We start from the raw sequence: 17,828 nt of genomic DNA on the forward strand, positions 1-17,828 counted from the left end.
TTTAGCCATTATCCCGCGTATTGGACGTGAAATGCCTAAAAACAGCCTTTTGGCAAAAAACGGCTTTGTGGTTGGCGTGAAAGGAGGTAGTTTGAAAGCCCCCTCCATGCATAAACAGCGGCACCCATCACCGCCCGGCAATATTGTCTGGAACAGTAGCCTCTTATTTCCGTTCAGGATGAGCGGGAGCCGGCGAAAACAATAAAGGAGAGTTAGGTTGGACAGCAGCACCATCATCAGTTTATTTATTATTGGCTCTATTTTAGTGGGCGGCAGCATCCTGCTGAGTTCCCTCTCTTCCCGTTTGGGTATTCCAATCCTGGTTATTTTCCTGGCCATCGGCATGTTGGCCGGGGTGGACGGTATCGGCGGCATCGGTTTCGATAATTATCCGGTCGCCTACCTCATCAGCAACCTGGCGCTGGCGGTGATATTACTCGACGGCGGCATGCGCACCCGCGCCACCTCGTTTCGCGTGGCGCTGTGGCCCGCGCTGTCGCTGGCGACTGTGGGCGTACTGATTACCGCCGGACTGACCGGCATGGTGGCGGCCTGGCTATTTCACCTCAACCTGATAGAAGGGTTGTTGCTCGGCGCCATCGTCGGTTCCACCGACGCCGCCGCGGTATTCTCGCTGCTGGGCGACAAAGGCCTGAACGAGCGCGTCAACGCCACGCTTGAAATCGAGTCCGGCAGCAATGATCCCATGGCGGTGTTTTTGACCATTACGCTTATCTCGATGATCCAGGGACATGAATCCCATTTAAGCTGGATGTTCCTGGTGCATTTGATCCAGCAGTTCGGCCTGGGGATGTTGTTCGGCCTGGGCGGCGGCTGGCTGCTGCTGCAAACCATTAACCGAATTTCCCTGGCCCCGGGACTGTATCCGCTGCTGGCGGTAAGCGGCGGCATCATGATTTTCTCCCTGACCACGGCGCTGGAAGGCAGCGGCATCCTGGCGGTCTATCTCTGCGGCTTTTTATTGGGCAACCGGCCGATCCGCAACCGACACGGTATTTTGCAAACCTTCGACGGCATGGCCTGGTTAAGCCAGATCGGCATGTTTTTGGTGCTGGGGTTGTTGGTGACGCCCAGCGATTTGTGGATGATTGCGGTGCCGGCGCTGATCTTGTCGCTCTGGCTGATGCTGGTCGCCCGTCCGTTATCCATTTGGGTCGGGTTGCTGCCCTTTCGCAACTTTACCGCCCGGGAGCGGGTATTTCTCTCCTGGGTGGGCCTGCGCGGCGCCGTACCGATCATCCTGGCGGTATTCCCGATGATGGCCGGCCTGGACCACGCGCGCCTGTATTTTAACGTCGCGTTTTTTATCGTATTGATTTCACTTTTGCTGCAGGGAACGTCGCTGGGTTTTGCCGCCAGGCTGGCTAAGGTGGTGGTGCCGCCCACCGCCAAGCCTATCAACCGGGTGGGCATGGATATCCATCCCGAAAATCCCTGGGAACAGTTTATTTACCAGCTTAATGAGGATAACTGGTGTGTCGGCGCCGCGCTGCGCGATATGAAAATGCCCAAGCACACCCGTATCGCCGCGTTGTTTCGCGATAACGTGATGTTGCACCCCACCGGCAACACCCGGTTGAAAGAGGGCGATGTACTGTGCGTTATCGGCCGGGAACGGGATTTGCCGGCGCTGGGCAGGCTGTTCAGCCAGTCGCCGCCGGTGGCGTTGGATCAGCGTTTTTTCGGCGATTTTATTCTCGAGGCCAATGCCAGGCTGGAAGACGTGGCGGCCATCTATGGCCTCGATCTGCATGAGAAAGTGGAACATGAGCTGACGCTGGGCGCCTTTGTGATGCAATTATTGGGCGGCGGCGAACCGGTGGTGGGCGATAACGTCGTCTCGGAAGGATTGGTGTGGACCATCGCCGAAAAAGACGATCAGAAAGTGAGTAAAATCGGTATTAAAATCGCCGAAGAGCAGGTTTAACGGCACCGCGGCAACGCAAAAACGTCGCCATCTGCCCGGATGGGCCGGTGCCAGCGCCGTCGGCACGGCGGACGGGGGCGTCAATCCAGGGATTCGGTGGCGGCGTAGATTTTGGTCAGCACCTGCATGGCAACCTGGATATCCTGTTCGGTCACGTTTTCCAGGATCTCCTTACCGATGGCATCGGCTTCCATGCGCACTTTTTCGTACAATACCTTGCCTTCGGCGGTGACCACCAGCAATTTCTTGCGCCGGTCCTGGGCGGTGGGAATGCGCTGAACCAAATCCAGCTTCACCAGGCGGTCTATCATGGAGACGATAGTGGCGCCTTCGACGCCGAGGATCAGCGCCAGTTCGCTTTGCGACAGCGGCGACTGCGCGCCGGCTATCGCCGCCACCGCCACCCAGCTGGCCTGGCTGAGCCCGAGATATTTCAAACGCCGGTCAATCGCCATGCGCAATGCCCTGGAAGTCAAATGCAACAATTTGGAAAAACTTTTATATTCCGTTTTCATAAAGGCGGGTAACAACATCAGAAACAATGTGACAAAAATTATCATATATTAGCCTGGATGACCATTTTTCCTCTTTCCTTGCCCGCCGGCTGCCCCTATTCTTAAGCTCGTTCTTAATATGTGGTTATAGATGCGAAAATTTCTGCTGCTGTTGCTGTCATTAGTATTGCTGGGTCCGCTGGGTATCGATCTCTATTTGCCCGTGATCCCGGGCATCGCCAAAGGACTGGGTACTCCGGAGTCCCTGATCCAGTCCACTATCCCGCTGTTTATCCTGGTCATGGGCGTCGGTCAGCTGCTTACCGGCCCCCTGGTGGATTATTTCGGCCGCCGGCCCATGGCGCTGGCGGGCGTGGCGCTGTACGGCCTGGGGGCCGCCATGGCGGCCCTGGCCCAACTGCCCGCGGTGTTCCTGTGCTCGCGGGTGTTGCAGGGCCTGGCGGTATGCTGTACCACCGTCGCCTTGTTCAGCTGCGTGCGCGACCGGCTCAACGGCGACGACGCGGCCCGCGCCTTCAGCTTCCTGAACGGCACGCTGAATATCGTGCCGGCGCTGGCCCCGCTGGCCGGCGGGCTGCTGGCCGAGTGGTTCGGCTGGCGCGCGCCCTTCTGGGCGCTGACTGCTTATGCCCTGGTGGTGCTGGCGCTGATTGCCCGGGGATTGCCGGAAACGCGCCCGGGCAATACCCTGCGCCGCCTGGGCCTGCCGGTGAACGCCTATCTGGCGATCCTCGGTCAGCGGCGGTTTCGGGTGTTTTCCCTGGTCAATACCGGCGCCATGGCGATGGCGCTGACCTATGTGTCGCTTTCATCCCAGGTGCTGATGGGGGTGGCCCACTTGACGCCGCTGCAGTTTTCGCTGGCCTTCGGCGCCAATGGGGGCTGGATTATGCTGGTCAGCGTCATCGCCAACCGGGTGATCCGCAAAGCGGGCCGCCCCGCCTGCCTGACCATCGGTACCCTGCTGATGGGTCTGGGCAGCCTGACGTTACTGACCAGCGTCGCCTGGACGCCGCTGATATGGCAAACCCACTGGCTGAGCTATATGCTGCCGGTGGCGATAGCCTGTTCCGGACTGGCCTTTCTGTTGGGCCCCGCCGCCAGCTACGCGCTGGAGCCGTATCCCGACCAGGCGGGCGTGGCGGCCGCGCTGAACGGCTTTGTCCAGATGGCGGGCGCGGCCGCCATCAGCCTGGCGTTTATCGCCCTGCCGCTGCCGCCGCGCCTGTCGCTGTCGTTGGTGATGTTATTGGGCGCGGTATTTGCCGGCCTCGCCCGCCTGCATACCCGGCGCTTGTCGGGGAGGCTGACGTCATTGCCGCAATAGCACCGGCGGCGGTGGCCCCGCCGCCGCGCGCTCGTCAGGCCATTTTCGGCTCCACGCCCGCCCTGAAATTGCCGTCATAGCGGGCGACCGATAAATCGTCATAGGGAATCTCCGGCCGCGCGCCGCTGATGATATCCGCCAGCAGCCGCCCCGACCCGCAGGCCATGGTCCAGCCGAGCGTGCCGTGTCCGGTGTTGAGATACAGGTTTTTCACCGGCGTGGCCCCGACGATGGGCGTGCCGTCCGGCGTCATCGGGCGCAGTCCGGTCCAGAATGTGGCCTGCTCGATATGGCCGCCGAACGGAAAAAGATCGCGCACCACCATTTCCAGCGTATCGCGCCGGGCTTTTTCCAGGCCGGTGTTGAAACCGACGATTTCCGCCATGCCGCCCACCCGGATACGCCGATCAAAGCGGGTGACGGCTATTTTATAGGTTTCATCCAGGACCGTGGATACCGGCGCGCCCTGTTCATCGGCCAGGGGGATGGTCAGCGAATAGCCCTTCAGCGGATAGACGGGTATGTCGATCAAGTCGCGCAGCATGGCGGTGGAATACGAACCCAGCGCCATCACATACGCATCGGCCTGCAGCAGCTCGCCGTCGCAGACGACCCCGGCCACCAGGTTGCCGGTGCGCATCAGGCCGGTAATAGAGCAATTATACTGAAATTCAACGCCCTGCGCGGCGGCCATGGCGGCCAGACGCTGGGTAAACAGCTGGCAATCGCCGGTTTCATCGTTAGGCAGCCGCAGCCCGCCGCTAAGCTTATGGGCCACGCCCGCCAGCGCCGGTTCGACGCCGGCCAGCTGATGGGCTTCCAGCAGGGCGAAAGGGACGCCTTCATCGCGCAGCACGGCGATATCCCTGGCGGCGGCGGCATACTGCTGGTCGGTGCGAAACAGCTGCAGCGTGCCGCCCTGGCGGCCTTCATAGGCGATACCGGTTTCGTCGCGCAGCGCCTTGAGGCAATCACGGCTGTATTCCGCCAGGCGCACCATGCGGCTTTTATTAATATAATAATGGTGGCTGTCGCAGTTACGCAGCATTTGCCACATCCAGCGCAACTGGTGATCGCTGGCTTTCAGCCGGATAGCCAGCGGCGCATGGCGCTGAAACATCCATTTTATAGCCTTTAACGGTACGCCCGGCGCGGCCCATGGCGCGGCATAACCGGGGGAAATCTGTCCGGCGTTGCCGGCGCTGGTTTCCTGCGCCGGTCCGGGCTGCCGGTCAATCACCCGCACTTCATGCCCCGCCCGGGCAAGATACCACGCGCTTGCCACGCCGATAACGCCACTACCCAGAATGATGACCCGCATGATTATCCAATCCTATGGCGCCCATTGCGCAGCACAATAATAATGTAGTAGGGGAGAAAAAACGGTTAACCGGCCAGCGTTTCCTTGGCCGGCGCAAGCCGCGACATTGCTGTTAGCCCATCCTAAAATACTCAGCCGTGGGGTTATTTCAAGGGCAATACGCCATTAACCGGGGATAATCGCGCCGGGATTAAATTTGGCGCGGCGCCTGCGTCATTTTCATCTTGCACTAGGATTAATTATAAGCCAGCATGATGAAGTGCTGTCTGTAACGATGAGGTGCGCTGATGACGATTTCTCTTGACGAAAGTTTTAAGGATACCACTTGTCTTAGCGATGGACCCGACTGGACATTTGAGCTGCTGCAGGATTATCTGGACGAGATCGACCGGGTGGCGAAGCTTTATCGGCTGGACACCTACCCCCACCAGATAGAAGTGATCACCTCCGAGCAAATGATGGACGCCTATTCCAGCGTCGGCATGCCGATTAATTATACCCATTGGTCGTTCGGCAAAAAATTTATCGAGACTGAACAACGTTACAAGCAGGGCCAGCAAGGGTTGGCGTATGAAATTGTCATTAACTCCAACCCTTGTATTGCCTATTTGATGGAAGAAAACACCATGACCATGCAGGCGCTGGTCATGGCGCATGCGTGTTACGGCCATAATTCTTTTTTCAAAAATAACTATTTATTCCGCAGTTGGACCGATGCCAGCTCCATCGTCGATTATCTCATCTTCGCCCGCGGCTATATTACCAAATGCGAGGAACGCTACGGCGTCGAGCAGGTGGAGCAACTGCTCGATTCCTGCCATGCGCTGATGAACCACGGCGTCGATCGTTATAAACGTCCGCAGAAAATCTCGCTGCAGGAAGAAAAATCGCGGCAAAAGAGCCGCGAGGAATATTTGCAAAGCCAGGTTAACGAACTGTGGCGCACCCTGCCCCGGCGCGAAAAAGAAGAGTTGCCGGCCCAGGCCAGCCGCTATCCCCATGAGCCGCAGGAAAACCTGCTGTACTTTATGGAGAAAAACGCCCCGCTGCTCGAGCCCTGGCAGCGTGAGATCCTGCGCATCGTGCGCAAGGTCAGCCAATATTTTTATCCGCAGAAACAAACCCAGGTAATGAACGAAGGCTGGGCCACCTTCTGGCACTACACCATTCTTAACCATCTCTATGATGAGAAAAAAGTCACCGATCGTTTTATGCTGGAGTTTCTGCACAGCCACACCAACGTCGTCTACCAGCCGCCCTATAACAGTCCGTATTACAGCGGCATCAACCCTTATGCGTTAGGGTTCGCCATGTTCCAGGATATCAAACGCATCTGCCAGTCGCCGACGGACGAAGATAAGCACTGGTTCCCGGATATCGCCGGCAGCGACTGGCTGGAGACCTTGCATTTCGCCATGCATAATTTCAAGGATGAGAGTTTTATCAGCCAGTTCCTGTCGCCGAAAATCATGCGCGATTTCCGTTTGTTTACGGTATTGGATGACGACCACAATAATTATCTGGAAATTGCCGCCATTCATAACGAGGAGGGCTACCGGGCCATACGCCAGGAGCTTTCATCGCAATATAACCTGAGCAACCTGGAGCCGGATATCCAGATTTGGAATGTCGATCTGCGCGGCGACCGCTCGTTGACACTGCGCTATACGCCGCAAAACCGCGCGCCGCTGGCTAAAAGCCGGCGCGAAGTGATGAAGCATATTCATCGGCTGTGGAGTTTTGATGTCTATATGGAACAGGTCAATGACGATGGCAATATTGAGTTGATTGAACGCTGTCCGCCGCGGTCTATACCGCTGTGATGGCATGGGCGCCGTCTTGTAGAGGCGCCGCGTTTCCAATAGCGCGGCTACGCTTTATCGTCTGTATTCTTTTCCCATAACATTCCAAACGCATACCGACGTGTGCGCGCCGGCCGGAAACGGTTCTGCGGGCCTGTCAGGCGTTGAGGTTAACGCCTGAATTCGGCAATATCGCGCGGAATGGCGGACTGCATGCTGCTCCAGATGACGCCGCTTTCATTACCGTAGTGGCGGACCAGATCGATAACCTGATCGTACAGGCCGTCGCGGCACAGCGCCGCCAGATGCGTGTAAAAGTTACGCGCCAGCTCGCGGGCCTGGGGATTGGAGAAATAATAACGTCCCACCCGCAGGTACATGCCTTTCAGGCCGTTCAGGATCAGGCCATAGATAGGATTGCCCGACGCATAGGCCAGCTCGTGGAAAATACGGTAATCCATTTCGGTGAAGGCATCCGCCTGATCCTCCAGGTCTTTCGCCTGGGCCAGCACGTTCTGCGCCTTATCCGGATAAAAGCGTATCGCCATGCGGATAAAGATCGAGGCGATATTGGTGCGCACCGACAATAAATTATCAATCAGCTGCGGCACGCTGTCATGGTCCAGGCGGGCCAGGGTTTCCAGGATATTCAACCCGGAGGTTTCCCAGACATTATTCACCCGGGTGGGCTTGCCGTGCTGGATTGTCAGCCAGCCGTCACGCGCCAGCCGCTGCAGCACTTCCCGCAGGGTGGTGCGCGTAACGCCTATCACATCGGACAGTTCGCGCTCCGCGGGCAGGATTGAACCTGGCGGGAAATGATTGTTCCAAATACTCTCAATCAGATACTCCTCCGCAAAACCGGCAGGACTCTGCGCCTTAATGACCATAATGTTATGTTCCGTAGCAGCATGCGTATGTGAGCTAAAAACGGCCTAATGATATCAGAACGCGTGAACCCGATATACAGCGTTAAGGGATAGTAACAGCAAAACCCTGCCATATCCGGCAATAAAATGTCATGTCCGCCGCATTACCGGCGGGGTTTTCCTCCCACTGCGCATAACGGCCTTATTCGGCATGATTCCGCTGCGGCGATTCCCGCGCAGGCGGCACGACAAAATAGCAGCGGAAAAAGCAGAACACCATCAGATTGAATAAAAGGGAAACAAGTATGATATCAAGTGGCATATTCCTAAAAAAGAGGCTGGCTTCTGGCTTTAATTGATTTAAACTGCCTGTTTAAAAGCAACCAACCGGCCTGGATAATAATGTATGTTGCAATTCTTTAACCGCTGCTCAAGAGGGCGTGGTGCCTGGGTATTGCTGGCGCTTACCGCCTTCGCCCTGGAGCTGGTGGCGCTTTATTTTCAGCATGTCATGTTATTAAAACCCTGTGTACTGTGCATTTACCAGCGCTGCGCGCTGTTCGGCATTATGGGTGCCGGCATCGTCGGCGCCGTCGCGCCGTCGACGCCCCTGCGCTACGGTGCGCTAATTATTTGGCTCTACAGCGCCTGGGAAGGCCTAATGCTGGCGATGAAGCATACGGATATCCAGCTTAATCCCTCGCCGTTTGTCACCTGTGATTTTTTTGTCAGCTTCCCCTCCTGGCTGCCCTTGGATAAATGGCTGCCGTCCGTATTCAGCGCCACCGGTGATTGCGCGGTCAGACAATGGCATTTTATGTCCCTGGAGATGCCGCAGTGGATGATCGTGATTTTTGGCGCTTATCTCCTGGTCGGCGTGCTGGTCCTGATCGCCCAGCCGTTTCGCCCCAAAAAACGCGACCTGTTTAACCGTTAACCGGAAATCGACCGCCGCGCCTTCAGCTCTTCAGGCAAAACGGTGAAGAGGCCTCAATAATCACGTAGAGGGCGCCATGACAAAGACGCCCTGAGCATCGCCCGATGGCGCGCAGGGACGTGCGGCGGTGTTTTATGAGCTGCGCCATGCCGGCGATGGCTGTTGTTACGTAAACCTGAGAGGGGGAACGAAATAAGTAAAAGTGAAATCGTACAAAAACACAGCGATTTCACTCGTGTCCGACCCCCTCGCCCGCTACTCTCCCTCCAGGTTCGCCCACATCGCCCCGCGGGGAGTCGCTCATGCCCGATACAGCCAAAAAAATTCAGTGGATTAATTCCCTTAAGGGGATCTGCATTCTGCTGGTGGTATTAAATCATGTCATTACCACCAGCTATATTCCCTCGCTCGCGCTGATTGACGCGCACCTATTTCTCACCCGCGCCTGGGTGGCGGTTAACCATTATCTGGTGCCGCTGCGCATGCCGGCGTTTTTCTTTATTTCCGGCCTGCTGGCCGCTGACAGCGTGATCAACCGCTCCTGGCATGAGGTGGCGACCAAGAAAGCGGTCAATCTCTTTTATCTTTACCTGCTATGGTGCGCCGTACAGTGGTTATGCGTGAGTTTCATCAACCGCGAGCTGGCGTTTGACGACTGGCGGCTGATGGCGCATAACGCCGCCTACGCGGCCTCCACCGGCCAGTTTCTGCTGTATGTGGCGACCGCGATGTCCAGCCCCTGGTATCTGTACGCCCTGGCCATGTATTTTGTCGTCTGCAAACTGTGGCGACGTCACTGGCTGGCGCTGCTTATCCTGGGCGCGCTGCTGAATTACGCCTGCGTCCTGGGGATGGTGCCGTGGTGGGGGCCGGCAAGCGTGGCGCAAAACGGGATTTTCTTTTTTACCGGCTGTTTCCTGGGCGCACGCATCGTCGCCCTGCTGGCCGAGAGCCGCTCGCGGCGGATACTGTTGGCATCCCTTGCCGTCTTGGCGCTGATTCACGCGGTGCTTGCCATGGATAAGAGCCTGTTTACCAGCGCGCTGGCGGTGTGTATCGCCATACTGTGCTGCCAGTGGGTGAACCGTAACTGGTCATGGCATAACGAAGCGTTGCGGATGCTTAACTGGATAGGCAAAAATACGCTGCAGATCTATGTGCTGCATAAACTGCTGACCGAGCTGCTGGCCGTACCCATGCTGGGCGCGCTGGCGCGTTACCACGCGTTTGACCATCGCCTGTTCTCGCTGTTTTGGCTGGCGGCGTATCCGCTGGCGGCAACCGCGTTATGCACCGCGGGCGCGATCGGCATCTGGTGGGCGCTTAACCGCGGCGTCGGACGCGTACTGTTCCAATACCCGTCGCTGATGCGCGCGGAAAAGGCCCTGGGCTAAGCCCGCGCCGGGCGGCAGCTTAACGCGCCCAGGCCGGTTTGTTCAGGATATGGTCCTGCCAGTCGGTAACCTCGCTTTCCCGCACCGCGATATAACGCACCGAAATGCGTTCGCCGTGCATGGCGGCCTTGGAGCCGGTGATCAGCGGATGCCACTGCGGCAGGGGCTTGCCTTCCTCCTGCAGCCGATAGGCGCAGGTGGGCGGCAGCCAGTCAAAGGTGAGGAGATTTTTGCGCGTCAGCTTGATGCAATCCGGTTCATATTCAAAGCGCGTGTCGTAATGACGGCACTGGCAGGTCTTGATATTCAGCTGGTTGCAGGCCACGTTGGTGAAATAGACTTCCTCGGTGTCATCGTCAATCAGCTTATGCAGGCAGCACCGGCCGCAACCGTCGCATAACGATTCCCATTCATCGTCGGTCATCTCGGCCAGGGTTTTTTCTTGCCAAAAGGGGCGGCTTGTCATAATGGTATCCGGTTAAACGACGGGCAGCTATTTTAGATGCCGGCTTGCCGTGACGCAAGGCGGCGATGAAATCAGATTCAGATAACCCGGGTTTCCAGGGCCAGCTCGTTAAGCGTCACGGTAAGCCGGTCGCCGGACTGCAGCTTTGCCACGCCCTGCGGCGTGCCGGTCAGGATAATATCGCCGGGGCGCAGGGTAAAAAAACGGCTCATATAGGCGATAAGCGGCAGTATGGGCGTGATCATATCCCGCGTGTTGCCCTGCTGGCGCACGTCGTCATTCACCTTAAGCGTCAGCGTAGCCTGCTGCGCATCGCCAAACTCCGCCACCGGGATAAAGCCGGAAATCGGGCAGGAACCGTCAAAGCCTTTGGCTTTTTCCCAGGGTTGCCCGGCTTTCTTGAATTTGGCCTGCAGCTCCCTGAGCGTCAGGTCGAGCGCCACACCATAGCCGGCGATGGCGCGGGCCACATGGGCCTCATCGGCGTGCTTGAGCGGCATGCCGATCAGGACCGCGAGTTCCACCTCATGGTGCACTTCCCCCCAATCGGCGGGAATGGCGATGGGTTGGTGGATATCGCACAAGGCGGTCTCGGGTTTGATAAACAGCACCGGCTCGGTGGGCGTGGCGCTGCCCATCTCCTTGATATGGTCGGAATAGTTGCTGCCGACGCAGACCACCTTACTCACCGGAAAATCCAGTAACGCGCCTTGCCAATCGCGATGTTGATACATGTCCACAGTCTCCTGCCGGTAAATGATGAGTCGATTACATAGTAGTTTCCGCTATTATCATACCCCAGTCGCCGCAAACCTTCACGGCGGTCGTTATTGACCCAGGGCATCCGCCAGCGTGCCGATACTGAGGGCAAAATAATAAGAGCGGTTCCAGCGCATCAGGGTGCGGAAATTATCATAGACCAGGAACGCCCGGCTTTGATTGTCGTCCGGGATAATCACCCAGGCGCGCTGCGCCGAAGCCGGCAGGGGACTGCCGTCGGCCAGGCGTATGCCCTGCCCGCTCCAGGCGTCCACCGTTTGCGCCTGCGTGTCCTTCAGTCCGGCAGCCTGCGCCGGGAACCCCGCCGGCAGGCGGACCTCTTGCCCCCATCCCTGCCCCGGCTTCCATCCTTCCGTGGCCAGATAATTGGCGGTGGAGGCAAACACGTCCATCACATTATTCCAGATATCTATTTTGCCGTCGCCGTCGCCGTCGGCGCCATAGCGCAGGTAGGAACTGGGCATAAACTGGCTCTGCCCCATGGCGCCGGCCCACGAGCCTTTCAGCTCACCGACGCCGATGTCGTTTTGCTCCAGGATACGCAGTGCGGCGAACAATTCACTTTTAAAGAACTTTTCACGCCGGCCCTCAAACGCCAGGGTAGACAGGGCGGAGACGACATCCTCACGTCCCTGAATCTTGCCGAAGCCGCTTTCCATGCCCCACAACGCCACGATAAAGCGCGCCGGCACGCCGTAACGGGCGCTGATGGTCGCCAGCTGCGGCTGGTAGTCCCGGTATTGGGTCCGCGCCTGTTCTATCTTCCAGGCCGGCAGCACGCGCTGCAGGTACTCATCCAGGGTGACTTTATTTTCCAGCTGGTTCCGATCGGAGCTGATGACCCGATCGACAAAGTGCGTTTGCGCAAAAGCCTGGTTCACGACGCCGGCATTAATGCCCTGGGCCAGCGCCTCGGTTTTTAACTGCTCCAGATAGGCGGGAAACTCGGCCGGATCACGGCTCTGTTGCGAGAGCAGGGTTTTGCCGTCCTGGGCGTCGGCCGCGGGCTTTGCCGCCGGCTGCGGCGCCACGGCCGCCTGCCCGGCGTTGGCGGCCTGGGGATGATGACTGCAACCGGCCAGCATAAGGCTGCTAACCAGGAGAGGGATGGCGGATAATTTCATAAGGCTATTTCCTTAGCGCGATATTTTTACGCGGGGCCGCCCGCGCAGCCGAGATATTACAGGAACGTTATAATGCCATCATGGCGCATTCGCCATTAAATAGTGGATCAATGAACAGTTATTTTGCGCGGGCGTTATGATGCTGCGCCAGTAAATTTTCAACAGGCGGGGGTAATTGCAGATAAAAACCCTGATCGACCAGGCTTTGTTTGACTTTATTTATATCCGCCGCGACCAGTTTTTTGCTACCATTTAGCGGGAATAACATTGATAGCACCGGTTTACCGAATCGGGCCATGAGGTCGGGCGGCACCCGGGAAAAGTCATCTTTTTTTTCGATATAAAGATAAGTTTGATCTTGTTTGGTACTTCTGTAGATCACACAAAACATATTTTTTACCTGGTTAACATGGTTTAGTGTCTTGCCTGTATATAGCAGTAACTATAACATGCATGCAGTGCTTCGGAATATCGCTTACCGGTAGCTTACCGGGAAAATACATGAGTCAAGACTGAGTCAGGATAGATGTCACAGACGCCCATTGAGTTAAAAGGCAGTAGTTTTACCTTATCGGTAATTCATGTTCATGACGCCCAACCTGAGGATATTCGTCAGGCATTACAGGAAAAAATCGAACAGGCACCTGCTTTTTTGAAGGATGCGCCGGTGGTAATCAATGTTTCCACCCTGACGCGGGACACCGACTGGGAAGCGTTGCGCCAGACCATCCTGTCCACCGGCCTGCATGTGGTCGGCGTCAGCGGATGCAAGGATGACCGGCTGAAAAAAGCCATTGTGCGTAGCGGCTTGCCGCTGTTGAACGAGGGCAAGGCGCCCAAACGCGCCGAAAAGGCGGCGCCTGCCCTACCGGCGACGGCCTTGAAGACCCGGCGCATCGATAGCCCGGTGCGTTCCGGTCAACAGATTTATGCGCGCGATTGCGATTTGATCGTCACCAGCAGCGTCAGCGCCGGCGCCGAACTTATTGCCGACGGCAATATCCATATTTATGGCATGATGCGAGGCAGGGCGTTAGCGGGTGCGTCGGGAGATGCGCAGTGCCAGATTTTCTGCACCCACCTCTCCCCGGAACTTGTTTCCATTGCCGGTCAGTATTGGTTAAGCGATCAGATCCCGGCTGAATACGCGGGTAAAGCCGCCCGTCTCAGCCTGCAAGATAATACGCTTACCATTCAACCTTTAAATTAAGCCCTTGACAAGGAATCCATTATGGCACGCATTATAGTTGTTACTTCGGGCAAAGGGGGCGTTGGCAAAACCACATCAAGCGCGGCCATTGCTACCGGATTGGCCCGGAAAGGTAAAAAAACCGTGGTGATCGATTTTGATATCGGTTTACGCAACCTGGACCTTATCATGGGCTGCGAGCGGCGCGTGGTGTATGATTTTGTTAATGTCATCCAGGGCGACGCCACGCTGAACCAGGCGCTGATCAAAGATAAGCGCACCGATAACCTGTATATCCTGCCGGCGTCGCAAACCCGGGATAAAGATGCGCTGACGCGCGAGGGCGTGGAAAAGATCCTCAACGACCTCGGCGAAATGAATTTTGATTTTGTGGTCTGCGATTCGCCGGCCGGCATCGAAACCGGCGCGTTAATGGCTCTGTATTTCGCCGATGAGGCCATTATCACCACCAACCCGGAAGTGTCGTCGGTGCGCGACTCGGACCGTATCCTGGGGATACTGTCGTCAAAGTCCCGGCGCGCTGAGAATGGCCAGGACCCGATTAAGGAACATCTGCTGCTGACCCGCTATAACCCCGGTCGCGTAAACCGTGGCGATATGCTGAGCATGGAAGATGTGATTGAAATACTGCGCATTCCCCTGCTGGGCGTCATCCCCGAGGATCAGTCCGTATTACGGGCCTCCAATCAGGGTGAGCCGGTAATACTCGATGCTGAATCTGATGCCGGCCAAGCCTATTCAGACACGGTTGACCGCCTGTTAGGAGAAGAACGTCCCTTCCGCTTCATTGAAGAAGAGAAGAAGGGTTTCTTAAAACGCCTGTTTGGGGGATAAACCATGGCATTACTCGATTTTTTTCTCTCCCGTAAAAAAACGACAGCCAATATAGCCAAGGAACGGCTGCAGATTATCGTTGCGGAACGCCGGCGGGGCGATAGCGAGCCTCATTATTTGCCGCAGTTGAAACGCGATATTCTCGAGGTCATTTGCCGATATGTGCAGATCGATCCGGAAATGGTCTCCGTGCAGCTTGAGCAGCGGGAAGGCGATATTTCCATCCTCGAGCTGAACGTAACGCTGCCGGAAGCGGAAGAAACGCCGAAATGATCACCAGCCAATAATCCCCCTGCCGGTGCAGGGGGAAAAGAGCGCCTGGGGATTTATAATGCCGCGGGCAGGTCGGTGGTTGCCGCCTCACCGTCGAGTATTGCGCGTAACCGCGCGCCAAACAGCGTTTCCCGCCAGCCGCTGAGCAATTCCGGCGTGCGCTGCCCCGGGGTCAGCCGCCAATGCCAGGTGAGTAATTGATTGATTTGCCTGCGCGACGCCAGCAGTTCCACGCTTAATCCGGATTCCGCGCTGGCAATGGCGATATGTTCCTTAATGGTTTTAAACAGCGCGCGATAGCCGGGTTTATCGATGAGATTAACCACCGGCTCCGGCAGCTGATCTTCCGTCATGGCCGCCGCCTCCTCCACCAGGGCGAGGAGCATTTTGCCGTGATAACGGATTTCCGGCCCGCTTAACCCCAGTTTGTCCAGTTCGCCCAGCGATCCCGGCATATAACGCGCCACCTGCCATAAATTTTCTTCCCGTACGACGAAGTTCACCGCCATATCCCGCTCGCGCGCTTTGCGCAGGCGCCAGGAGGCCAATTTTTGCAGGCACGCCAGTTGCCGGGTGCGCAACTGCCAGGCATTGCCGATATCGCGATAAGCCAGTTCCGGATCGACGATTTCCTGGCGCCGCTGGCATAAGGCGTCGCACTCCTGCCTGGCCGCGTCGGTCCAGCCCGCCGCTTCGGTTTCCCGGATCAGCTGATCGGCCATCGGCAATAGCCAGAACACGTCGGCCGCGGCGTAATCGCATTGCCTGGCGCTTAGCGGCCGCGCCAGCCAGTCGGTGCGGGATTCGCTTTTATCCAGCACCACCTGCTGGTAATCCGCCACCAGCGCGGCAAAGCCGCAGGACAGCGGGCGGCCGTTGAACGCGGCCAGCACCTGTGTATCAAGCATGGGCACCGGCATCTGATCAAAGGAATGCAGGAAAACTTCCAGGTCCTCGCTGCAGGCATGCAGAATTTTCACCACCCCCCGGTCGGCCAGCAGTTCCCGGAACGGTTGCCATTGCGAAATAGCCAGGGGGTCGATGAGCGATAACGTGTCACCATCAAATAGCTGGATTAAACCCAACTGCGGATAGTAGGTGCGGGTGCGGACAAATTCGGTATCCAGCGCCACCCGATCGTGCTGGCGGGCAAGCGCGCATATCCTTTGTAAATCTTCATCGCGGGTAATTAATTGGTAATTGGACACAGAGTTCTCTTACTGTCAGTCATGGCGGCAAAAAGCGTTTATCCGTGCTCGACGCGTAATTGCTTGCGCAGAATTTTGCCTACATTGGATTTGGGTAACTCAGCGCGGAATTCCACCAGTTTTGGCACCTTATAGCCGGTCAGGTACAAACGGCAGTGGGCAATGAGTTCCTCGCGGGTCAGGGAAGGCTCTTTTTTCACCACGAAAATTTTTACCGCTTCGCCGGTGTCATCGCTGGGCACGCCTATCGCCGCCGCCTCAAGCACTTTCGGATGCCGGACCACCGCATCCTCTATTTCATTGGGGTAGACATTGAAGCCGGACACCAGGATCATATCCTTCTTGCGATCCACGATGCGCACGAAGCCTTGTTGATCCACTGTAACGATATCGCCGGTAGAAAGCCAGCCGTCTTTCAGCGTCTCGGCGGTGGCTTGCGGCTGGCGCCAATAGCCCGCCATGACCTGCGGTCCCTTGATCAGCAGCTCCCCGGGCGCGCCGGGCGGCACGTTATTGCCGGCCCCATCCACCAGGCGGATATCGGTGGAGGGCACCGGCAGGCCGATGCTGCCGCTGAAACGGTTCAAATCATAGGGATTGCCGGTCACCAGCGGCGAGCATTCGGTCAAGCCATACCCCTCCAGCAGGTGCTTACCGGTCAGCGCATGCCAGTCATCCGCCACCGGTTGCTGCAGCGCCATCCCCCCGCCCACCGACAAATGCAGCGAGGCAAAATCCAGGCGACGGAACGCCGCGTTATGCAACAGGGCGTTGAACAACGTATTCACCCCGGAAATCGCCGTAAAATGGTGACGCCGCATGGCGTCGACCAGGGAGGCGATATCGCGCGGGTCGGTAATCAGCAGGTTACAGCCGCCCATTTCCACAAACAGCAGGCAATTTATCATCAGGGCGAAGATATGGTACAGCGGCAGGGCGGTGACCATCATTTCGCGCCCCAGGGTCAAAATAGGCCCGTAGGCGGCTTTCGCCTGCTCGAGGTTGGCGAGTATATTGCGGTGGGTGAGCATGGCGCCTTTCGACGCGCCGGTGGTGCCGCCGGTGTATTGCAGGAAGGCCAGCGAGTCGCCGTTGATAATGGGCGGGCTGAACTCCAGCCGATGCCCCTGCGCCAGGGCGCGGCGATAGGAAACCGCCTGCGGCAGGCGGTATGGCGGCACTTTGCGCTTAAGGTGTTTTACCGCCGCGTTGACCAGCGTGCGCTTCAACAGCGGGAAATGATCGCCCAGGCGCGTGAGTATCACATGGCGAATGGCAACCTCCGCCAGCACCTTCTCCAGGGTATGGGCGAAATTGTCCACGATAACGATGGCCGCCGCGCCGCTATCGTTAAGCTGGTGACGCAGTTCGTCCGGGGTGTAAAGCGGATTGACGTTCACCACCACCATGCCGGCGCGCAGGACGCCGAACAGCGCCACCGGGTATTGCAGGAGGTTGGGCATCATCAGGGCTACGCGATCCCCTGGCTGCAGGCCAATGACCCGCTGCAGGTAAGCGGCAAACGCCAGGCTGAGCGCGTCGAGCTGGCGAAATGTCAGGGTCTCCCCCAGGTTGATAAATGCCGGCAAATCGGCAAAACGGCGCGCCGCGTTGGCGAACAGAACGGCGATAGATCGGTAATGATCGGGATCGATATCCGTCGGGACATCGGCAGGGTAACGCCCGGTCCATATCCGCGCCATGCCCTGCCCTGTATTATCAATAGCCGATGTGCTCATCGCCGCCCCATATTGCCTGGATTCTTATCTGTAATGGTAATGGAACTGGGCAATCGGGTGGAAATCGATATCAGGATTGAG

The 17,828-nt window shown here is 57.5% G+C and carries 17 protein-coding genes; 8 read left to right on the plus strand and 9 right to left on the minus strand.

Annotated features, from left to right (window positions below; all coding sequences use genetic code 11):
- Positions 1-217 precede the first annotated feature (217 nt).
- On the plus strand, positions 218-1,948 hold the full coding sequence (locus ACL2XN_RS06410; protein ID WP_410015271.1) for a potassium/proton antiporter: 1,731 nt from the start codon (positions 218-220) through the stop codon (positions 1,946-1,948).
- 80 nt (positions 1,949-2,028) lie between these two features.
- On the opposite strand, the gene ACL2XN_RS06415 is transcribed toward ACL2XN_RS06410, so the two are convergent.
- A complete protein-coding gene (locus ACL2XN_RS06415) occupies positions 2,029-2,463 on the minus strand; it encodes a MarR family winged helix-turn-helix transcriptional regulator (RefSeq protein WP_413730951.1) in 435 nt (144 codons plus the stop codon).
- A 130-nt stretch (positions 2,464-2,593) separates the two neighbouring features.
- On the opposite strand from ACL2XN_RS06415, the gene ACL2XN_RS06420 reads away from it, so the two are divergent.
- Positions 2,594-3,790: a multidrug effflux MFS transporter gene (locus ACL2XN_RS06420; RefSeq protein WP_413730494.1), complete on the plus strand. Its 1,197-nt coding sequence runs from the start codon at positions 2,594-2,596 to the stop codon at positions 3,788-3,790.
- Positions 3,791-3,824: 34 nt separating this feature from the next.
- Here the strand turns inward: ACL2XN_RS06420 and ACL2XN_RS06425 are convergent, their stop codons facing one another.
- Positions 3,825-5,111 carry a D-amino acid dehydrogenase gene (locus ACL2XN_RS06425; RefSeq protein ID WP_413730495.1) on the minus strand — a complete coding sequence of 429 codons (1,287 nt, stop codon included), beginning with the start codon at positions 5,109-5,111 and terminating at the stop codon, positions 3,825-3,827.
- Positions 5,112-5,398: 287 nt separating this feature from the next.
- Here ACL2XN_RS06425 and ACL2XN_RS06430 point away from each other — a divergent pair, with 287 nt between their 5' ends.
- A complete protein-coding gene (locus ACL2XN_RS06430) occupies positions 5,399-6,934 on the plus strand; it encodes a SpoVR family protein (RefSeq protein ID WP_410015274.1) in 1,536 nt (511 codons plus the stop codon).
- Between the two features lie 149 nt (positions 6,935-7,083).
- Here the strand turns inward: ACL2XN_RS06430 and fadR are convergent, their stop codons facing one another.
- Positions 7,084-7,803 (minus strand): fatty acid metabolism transcriptional regulator FadR, encoded by a 720-nt coding sequence (gene fadR / locus ACL2XN_RS06435; RefSeq protein ID WP_413722768.1) that lies wholly within the window; start codon positions 7,801-7,803, stop codon positions 7,084-7,086.
- 385 nt (positions 7,804-8,188) lie between these two features.
- Here fadR and dsbB point away from each other — a divergent pair, with 385 nt between their 5' ends.
- A complete protein-coding gene (dsbB, locus tag ACL2XN_RS06440; protein WP_410015276.1) occupies positions 8,189-8,719 on the plus strand; it encodes a disulfide bond formation protein DsbB in 531 nt (176 codons plus the stop codon).
- Positions 8,720-9,021: 302 nt separating this feature from the next.
- Positions 9,022-10,113 carry an acyltransferase family protein gene (locus tag ACL2XN_RS06445; RefSeq protein ID WP_410015277.1) on the plus strand — a complete coding sequence of 364 codons (1,092 nt, stop codon included), beginning with the start codon at positions 9,022-9,024 and terminating at the stop codon, positions 10,111-10,113.
- Positions 10,114-10,132: 19 nt separating this feature from the next.
- Here ACL2XN_RS06445 and ACL2XN_RS06450 read toward each other — a convergent pair whose 3' ends face one another.
- From ACL2XN_RS06450 to ACL2XN_RS06465, 4 genes are all read right to left on the minus strand, one after another.
- Positions 10,133-10,579: a YcgN family cysteine cluster protein gene (locus ACL2XN_RS06450; protein WP_413730497.1), complete on the minus strand. Its 447-nt coding sequence runs from the start codon at positions 10,577-10,579 to the stop codon at positions 10,133-10,135.
- Positions 10,580-10,656: 77 nt separating this feature from the next.
- Positions 10,657-11,313 (minus strand): fumarylacetoacetate hydrolase family protein, encoded by a 657-nt coding sequence (locus tag ACL2XN_RS06455; protein WP_410015279.1) that lies wholly within the window; start codon positions 11,311-11,313, stop codon positions 10,657-10,659.
- Between the two features lie 93 nt (positions 11,314-11,406).
- A complete protein-coding gene (locus tag ACL2XN_RS06460; RefSeq protein ID WP_413730499.1) occupies positions 11,407-12,483 on the minus strand; it encodes a lytic transglycosylase domain-containing protein in 1,077 nt (358 codons plus the stop codon).
- Positions 12,484-12,601: 118 nt separating this feature from the next.
- Entirely contained in the window at positions 12,602-12,874 is a 273-nt protein-coding gene (locus tag ACL2XN_RS06465; protein WP_410015280.1) for a YcgL domain-containing protein, read from the minus strand.
- A gap of 135 nt (positions 12,875-13,009) precedes the next feature.
- Between ACL2XN_RS06465 and minC the strand changes: the two genes are divergently transcribed.
- From minC to minE, 3 genes are read left to right on the plus strand one after another with little or no spacing between them, the layout of a single operon-like run.
- Entirely contained in the window at positions 13,010-13,693 is a 684-nt protein-coding gene (minC, locus tag ACL2XN_RS06470) for a septum site-determining protein MinC (protein WP_410015281.1), read from the plus strand.
- 21 nt (positions 13,694-13,714) lie between these two features.
- Positions 13,715-14,527: a septum site-determining protein MinD gene (minD, locus tag ACL2XN_RS06475; protein WP_331120874.1), complete on the plus strand. Its 813-nt coding sequence runs from the start codon at positions 13,715-13,717 to the stop codon at positions 14,525-14,527.
- Positions 14,528-14,530: 3 nt separating this feature from the next.
- Positions 14,531-14,800: a cell division topological specificity factor MinE gene (gene minE / locus ACL2XN_RS06480; RefSeq protein ID WP_162365215.1), complete on the plus strand. Its 270-nt coding sequence runs from the start codon at positions 14,531-14,533 to the stop codon at positions 14,798-14,800.
- A gap of 53 nt (positions 14,801-14,853) precedes the next feature.
- Here the strand turns inward: minE and rnd are convergent, their stop codons facing one another.
- Together rnd and fadD are read right to left on the minus strand one after the other, a co-directional pair.
- Entirely contained in the window at positions 14,854-16,008 is a 1,155-nt protein-coding gene (gene rnd, locus ACL2XN_RS06485) for a ribonuclease D (protein WP_410015282.1), read from the minus strand.
- 38 nt (positions 16,009-16,046) lie between these two features.
- On the minus strand, positions 16,047-17,711 hold the full coding sequence (gene fadD / locus ACL2XN_RS06490; RefSeq protein ID WP_413723438.1) for a long-chain-fatty-acid--CoA ligase FadD: 1,665 nt from the start codon (positions 17,709-17,711) through the stop codon (positions 16,047-16,049).
- Positions 17,712-17,828: the final 117 nt, after the last annotated feature.

Origin of the sequence: Sodalis sp. RH22 (assembly GCF_047324165.1) — a bacterium.
Taxonomy (GTDB): domain Bacteria; phylum Pseudomonadota; class Gammaproteobacteria; order Enterobacterales; family Enterobacteriaceae; genus Acerihabitans.

Excerpts from the sequence above, each read along its gene's own strand:
- ACL2XN_RS06450 (WP_413730497.1), bottom strand. The coding sequence starts at position 10,579 with ATGACAAGCCGCCCCTTTTGGCAAGAAAAAACCCTGGCCGAGATGACC.
- minC (WP_410015281.1), top strand. The coding sequence starts at position 13,010 with ATGTCACAGACGCCCATTGAGTTAAAAGGCAGTAGTTTTACCTTATCG.
- minE (WP_162365215.1), top strand. The coding sequence starts at position 14,531 with ATGGCATTACTCGATTTTTTTCTCTCCCGTAAAAAAACGACAGCCAAT.
- ACL2XN_RS06415 (WP_413730951.1), bottom strand. The coding sequence starts at position 2,463 with ATGAAAACGGAATATAAAAGTTTTTCCAAATTGTTGCATTTGACTTCC.
- fadR (WP_413722768.1), bottom strand. The coding sequence starts at position 7,803 with ATGGTCATTAAGGCGCAGAGTCCTGCCGGTTTTGCGGAGGAGTATCTG.
- minD (WP_331120874.1), top strand. The coding sequence starts at position 13,715 with ATGGCACGCATTATAGTTGTTACTTCGGGCAAAGGGGGCGTTGGCAAA.
- ACL2XN_RS06430 (WP_410015274.1), top strand. The coding sequence starts at position 5,399 with ATGACGATTTCTCTTGACGAAAGTTTTAAGGATACCACTTGTCTTAGC.
- ACL2XN_RS06425 (WP_413730495.1), bottom strand. The coding sequence starts at position 5,111 with ATGCGGGTCATCATTCTGGGTAGTGGCGTTATCGGCGTGGCAAGCGCG.
- ACL2XN_RS06420 (WP_413730494.1), top strand. The coding sequence starts at position 2,594 with ATGCGAAAATTTCTGCTGCTGTTGCTGTCATTAGTATTGCTGGGTCCG.
- ACL2XN_RS06465 (WP_410015280.1), bottom strand. The coding sequence starts at position 12,874 with ATGTTTTGTGTGATCTACAGAAGTACCAAACAAGATCAAACTTATCTT.
- dsbB (WP_410015276.1), top strand. The coding sequence starts at position 8,189 with ATGTTGCAATTCTTTAACCGCTGCTCAAGAGGGCGTGGTGCCTGGGTA.
- ACL2XN_RS06460 (WP_413730499.1), bottom strand. The coding sequence starts at position 12,483 with ATGAAATTATCCGCCATCCCTCTCCTGGTTAGCAGCCTTATGCTGGCC.
- ACL2XN_RS06445 (WP_410015277.1), top strand. The coding sequence starts at position 9,022 with ATGCCCGATACAGCCAAAAAAATTCAGTGGATTAATTCCCTTAAGGGG.
- fadD (WP_413723438.1), bottom strand. The coding sequence starts at position 17,711 with ATGGCGCGGATATGGACCGGGCGTTACCCTGCCGATGTCCCGACGGAT.
- ACL2XN_RS06455 (WP_410015279.1), bottom strand. The coding sequence starts at position 11,313 with ATGTATCAACATCGCGATTGGCAAGGCGCGTTACTGGATTTTCCGGTG.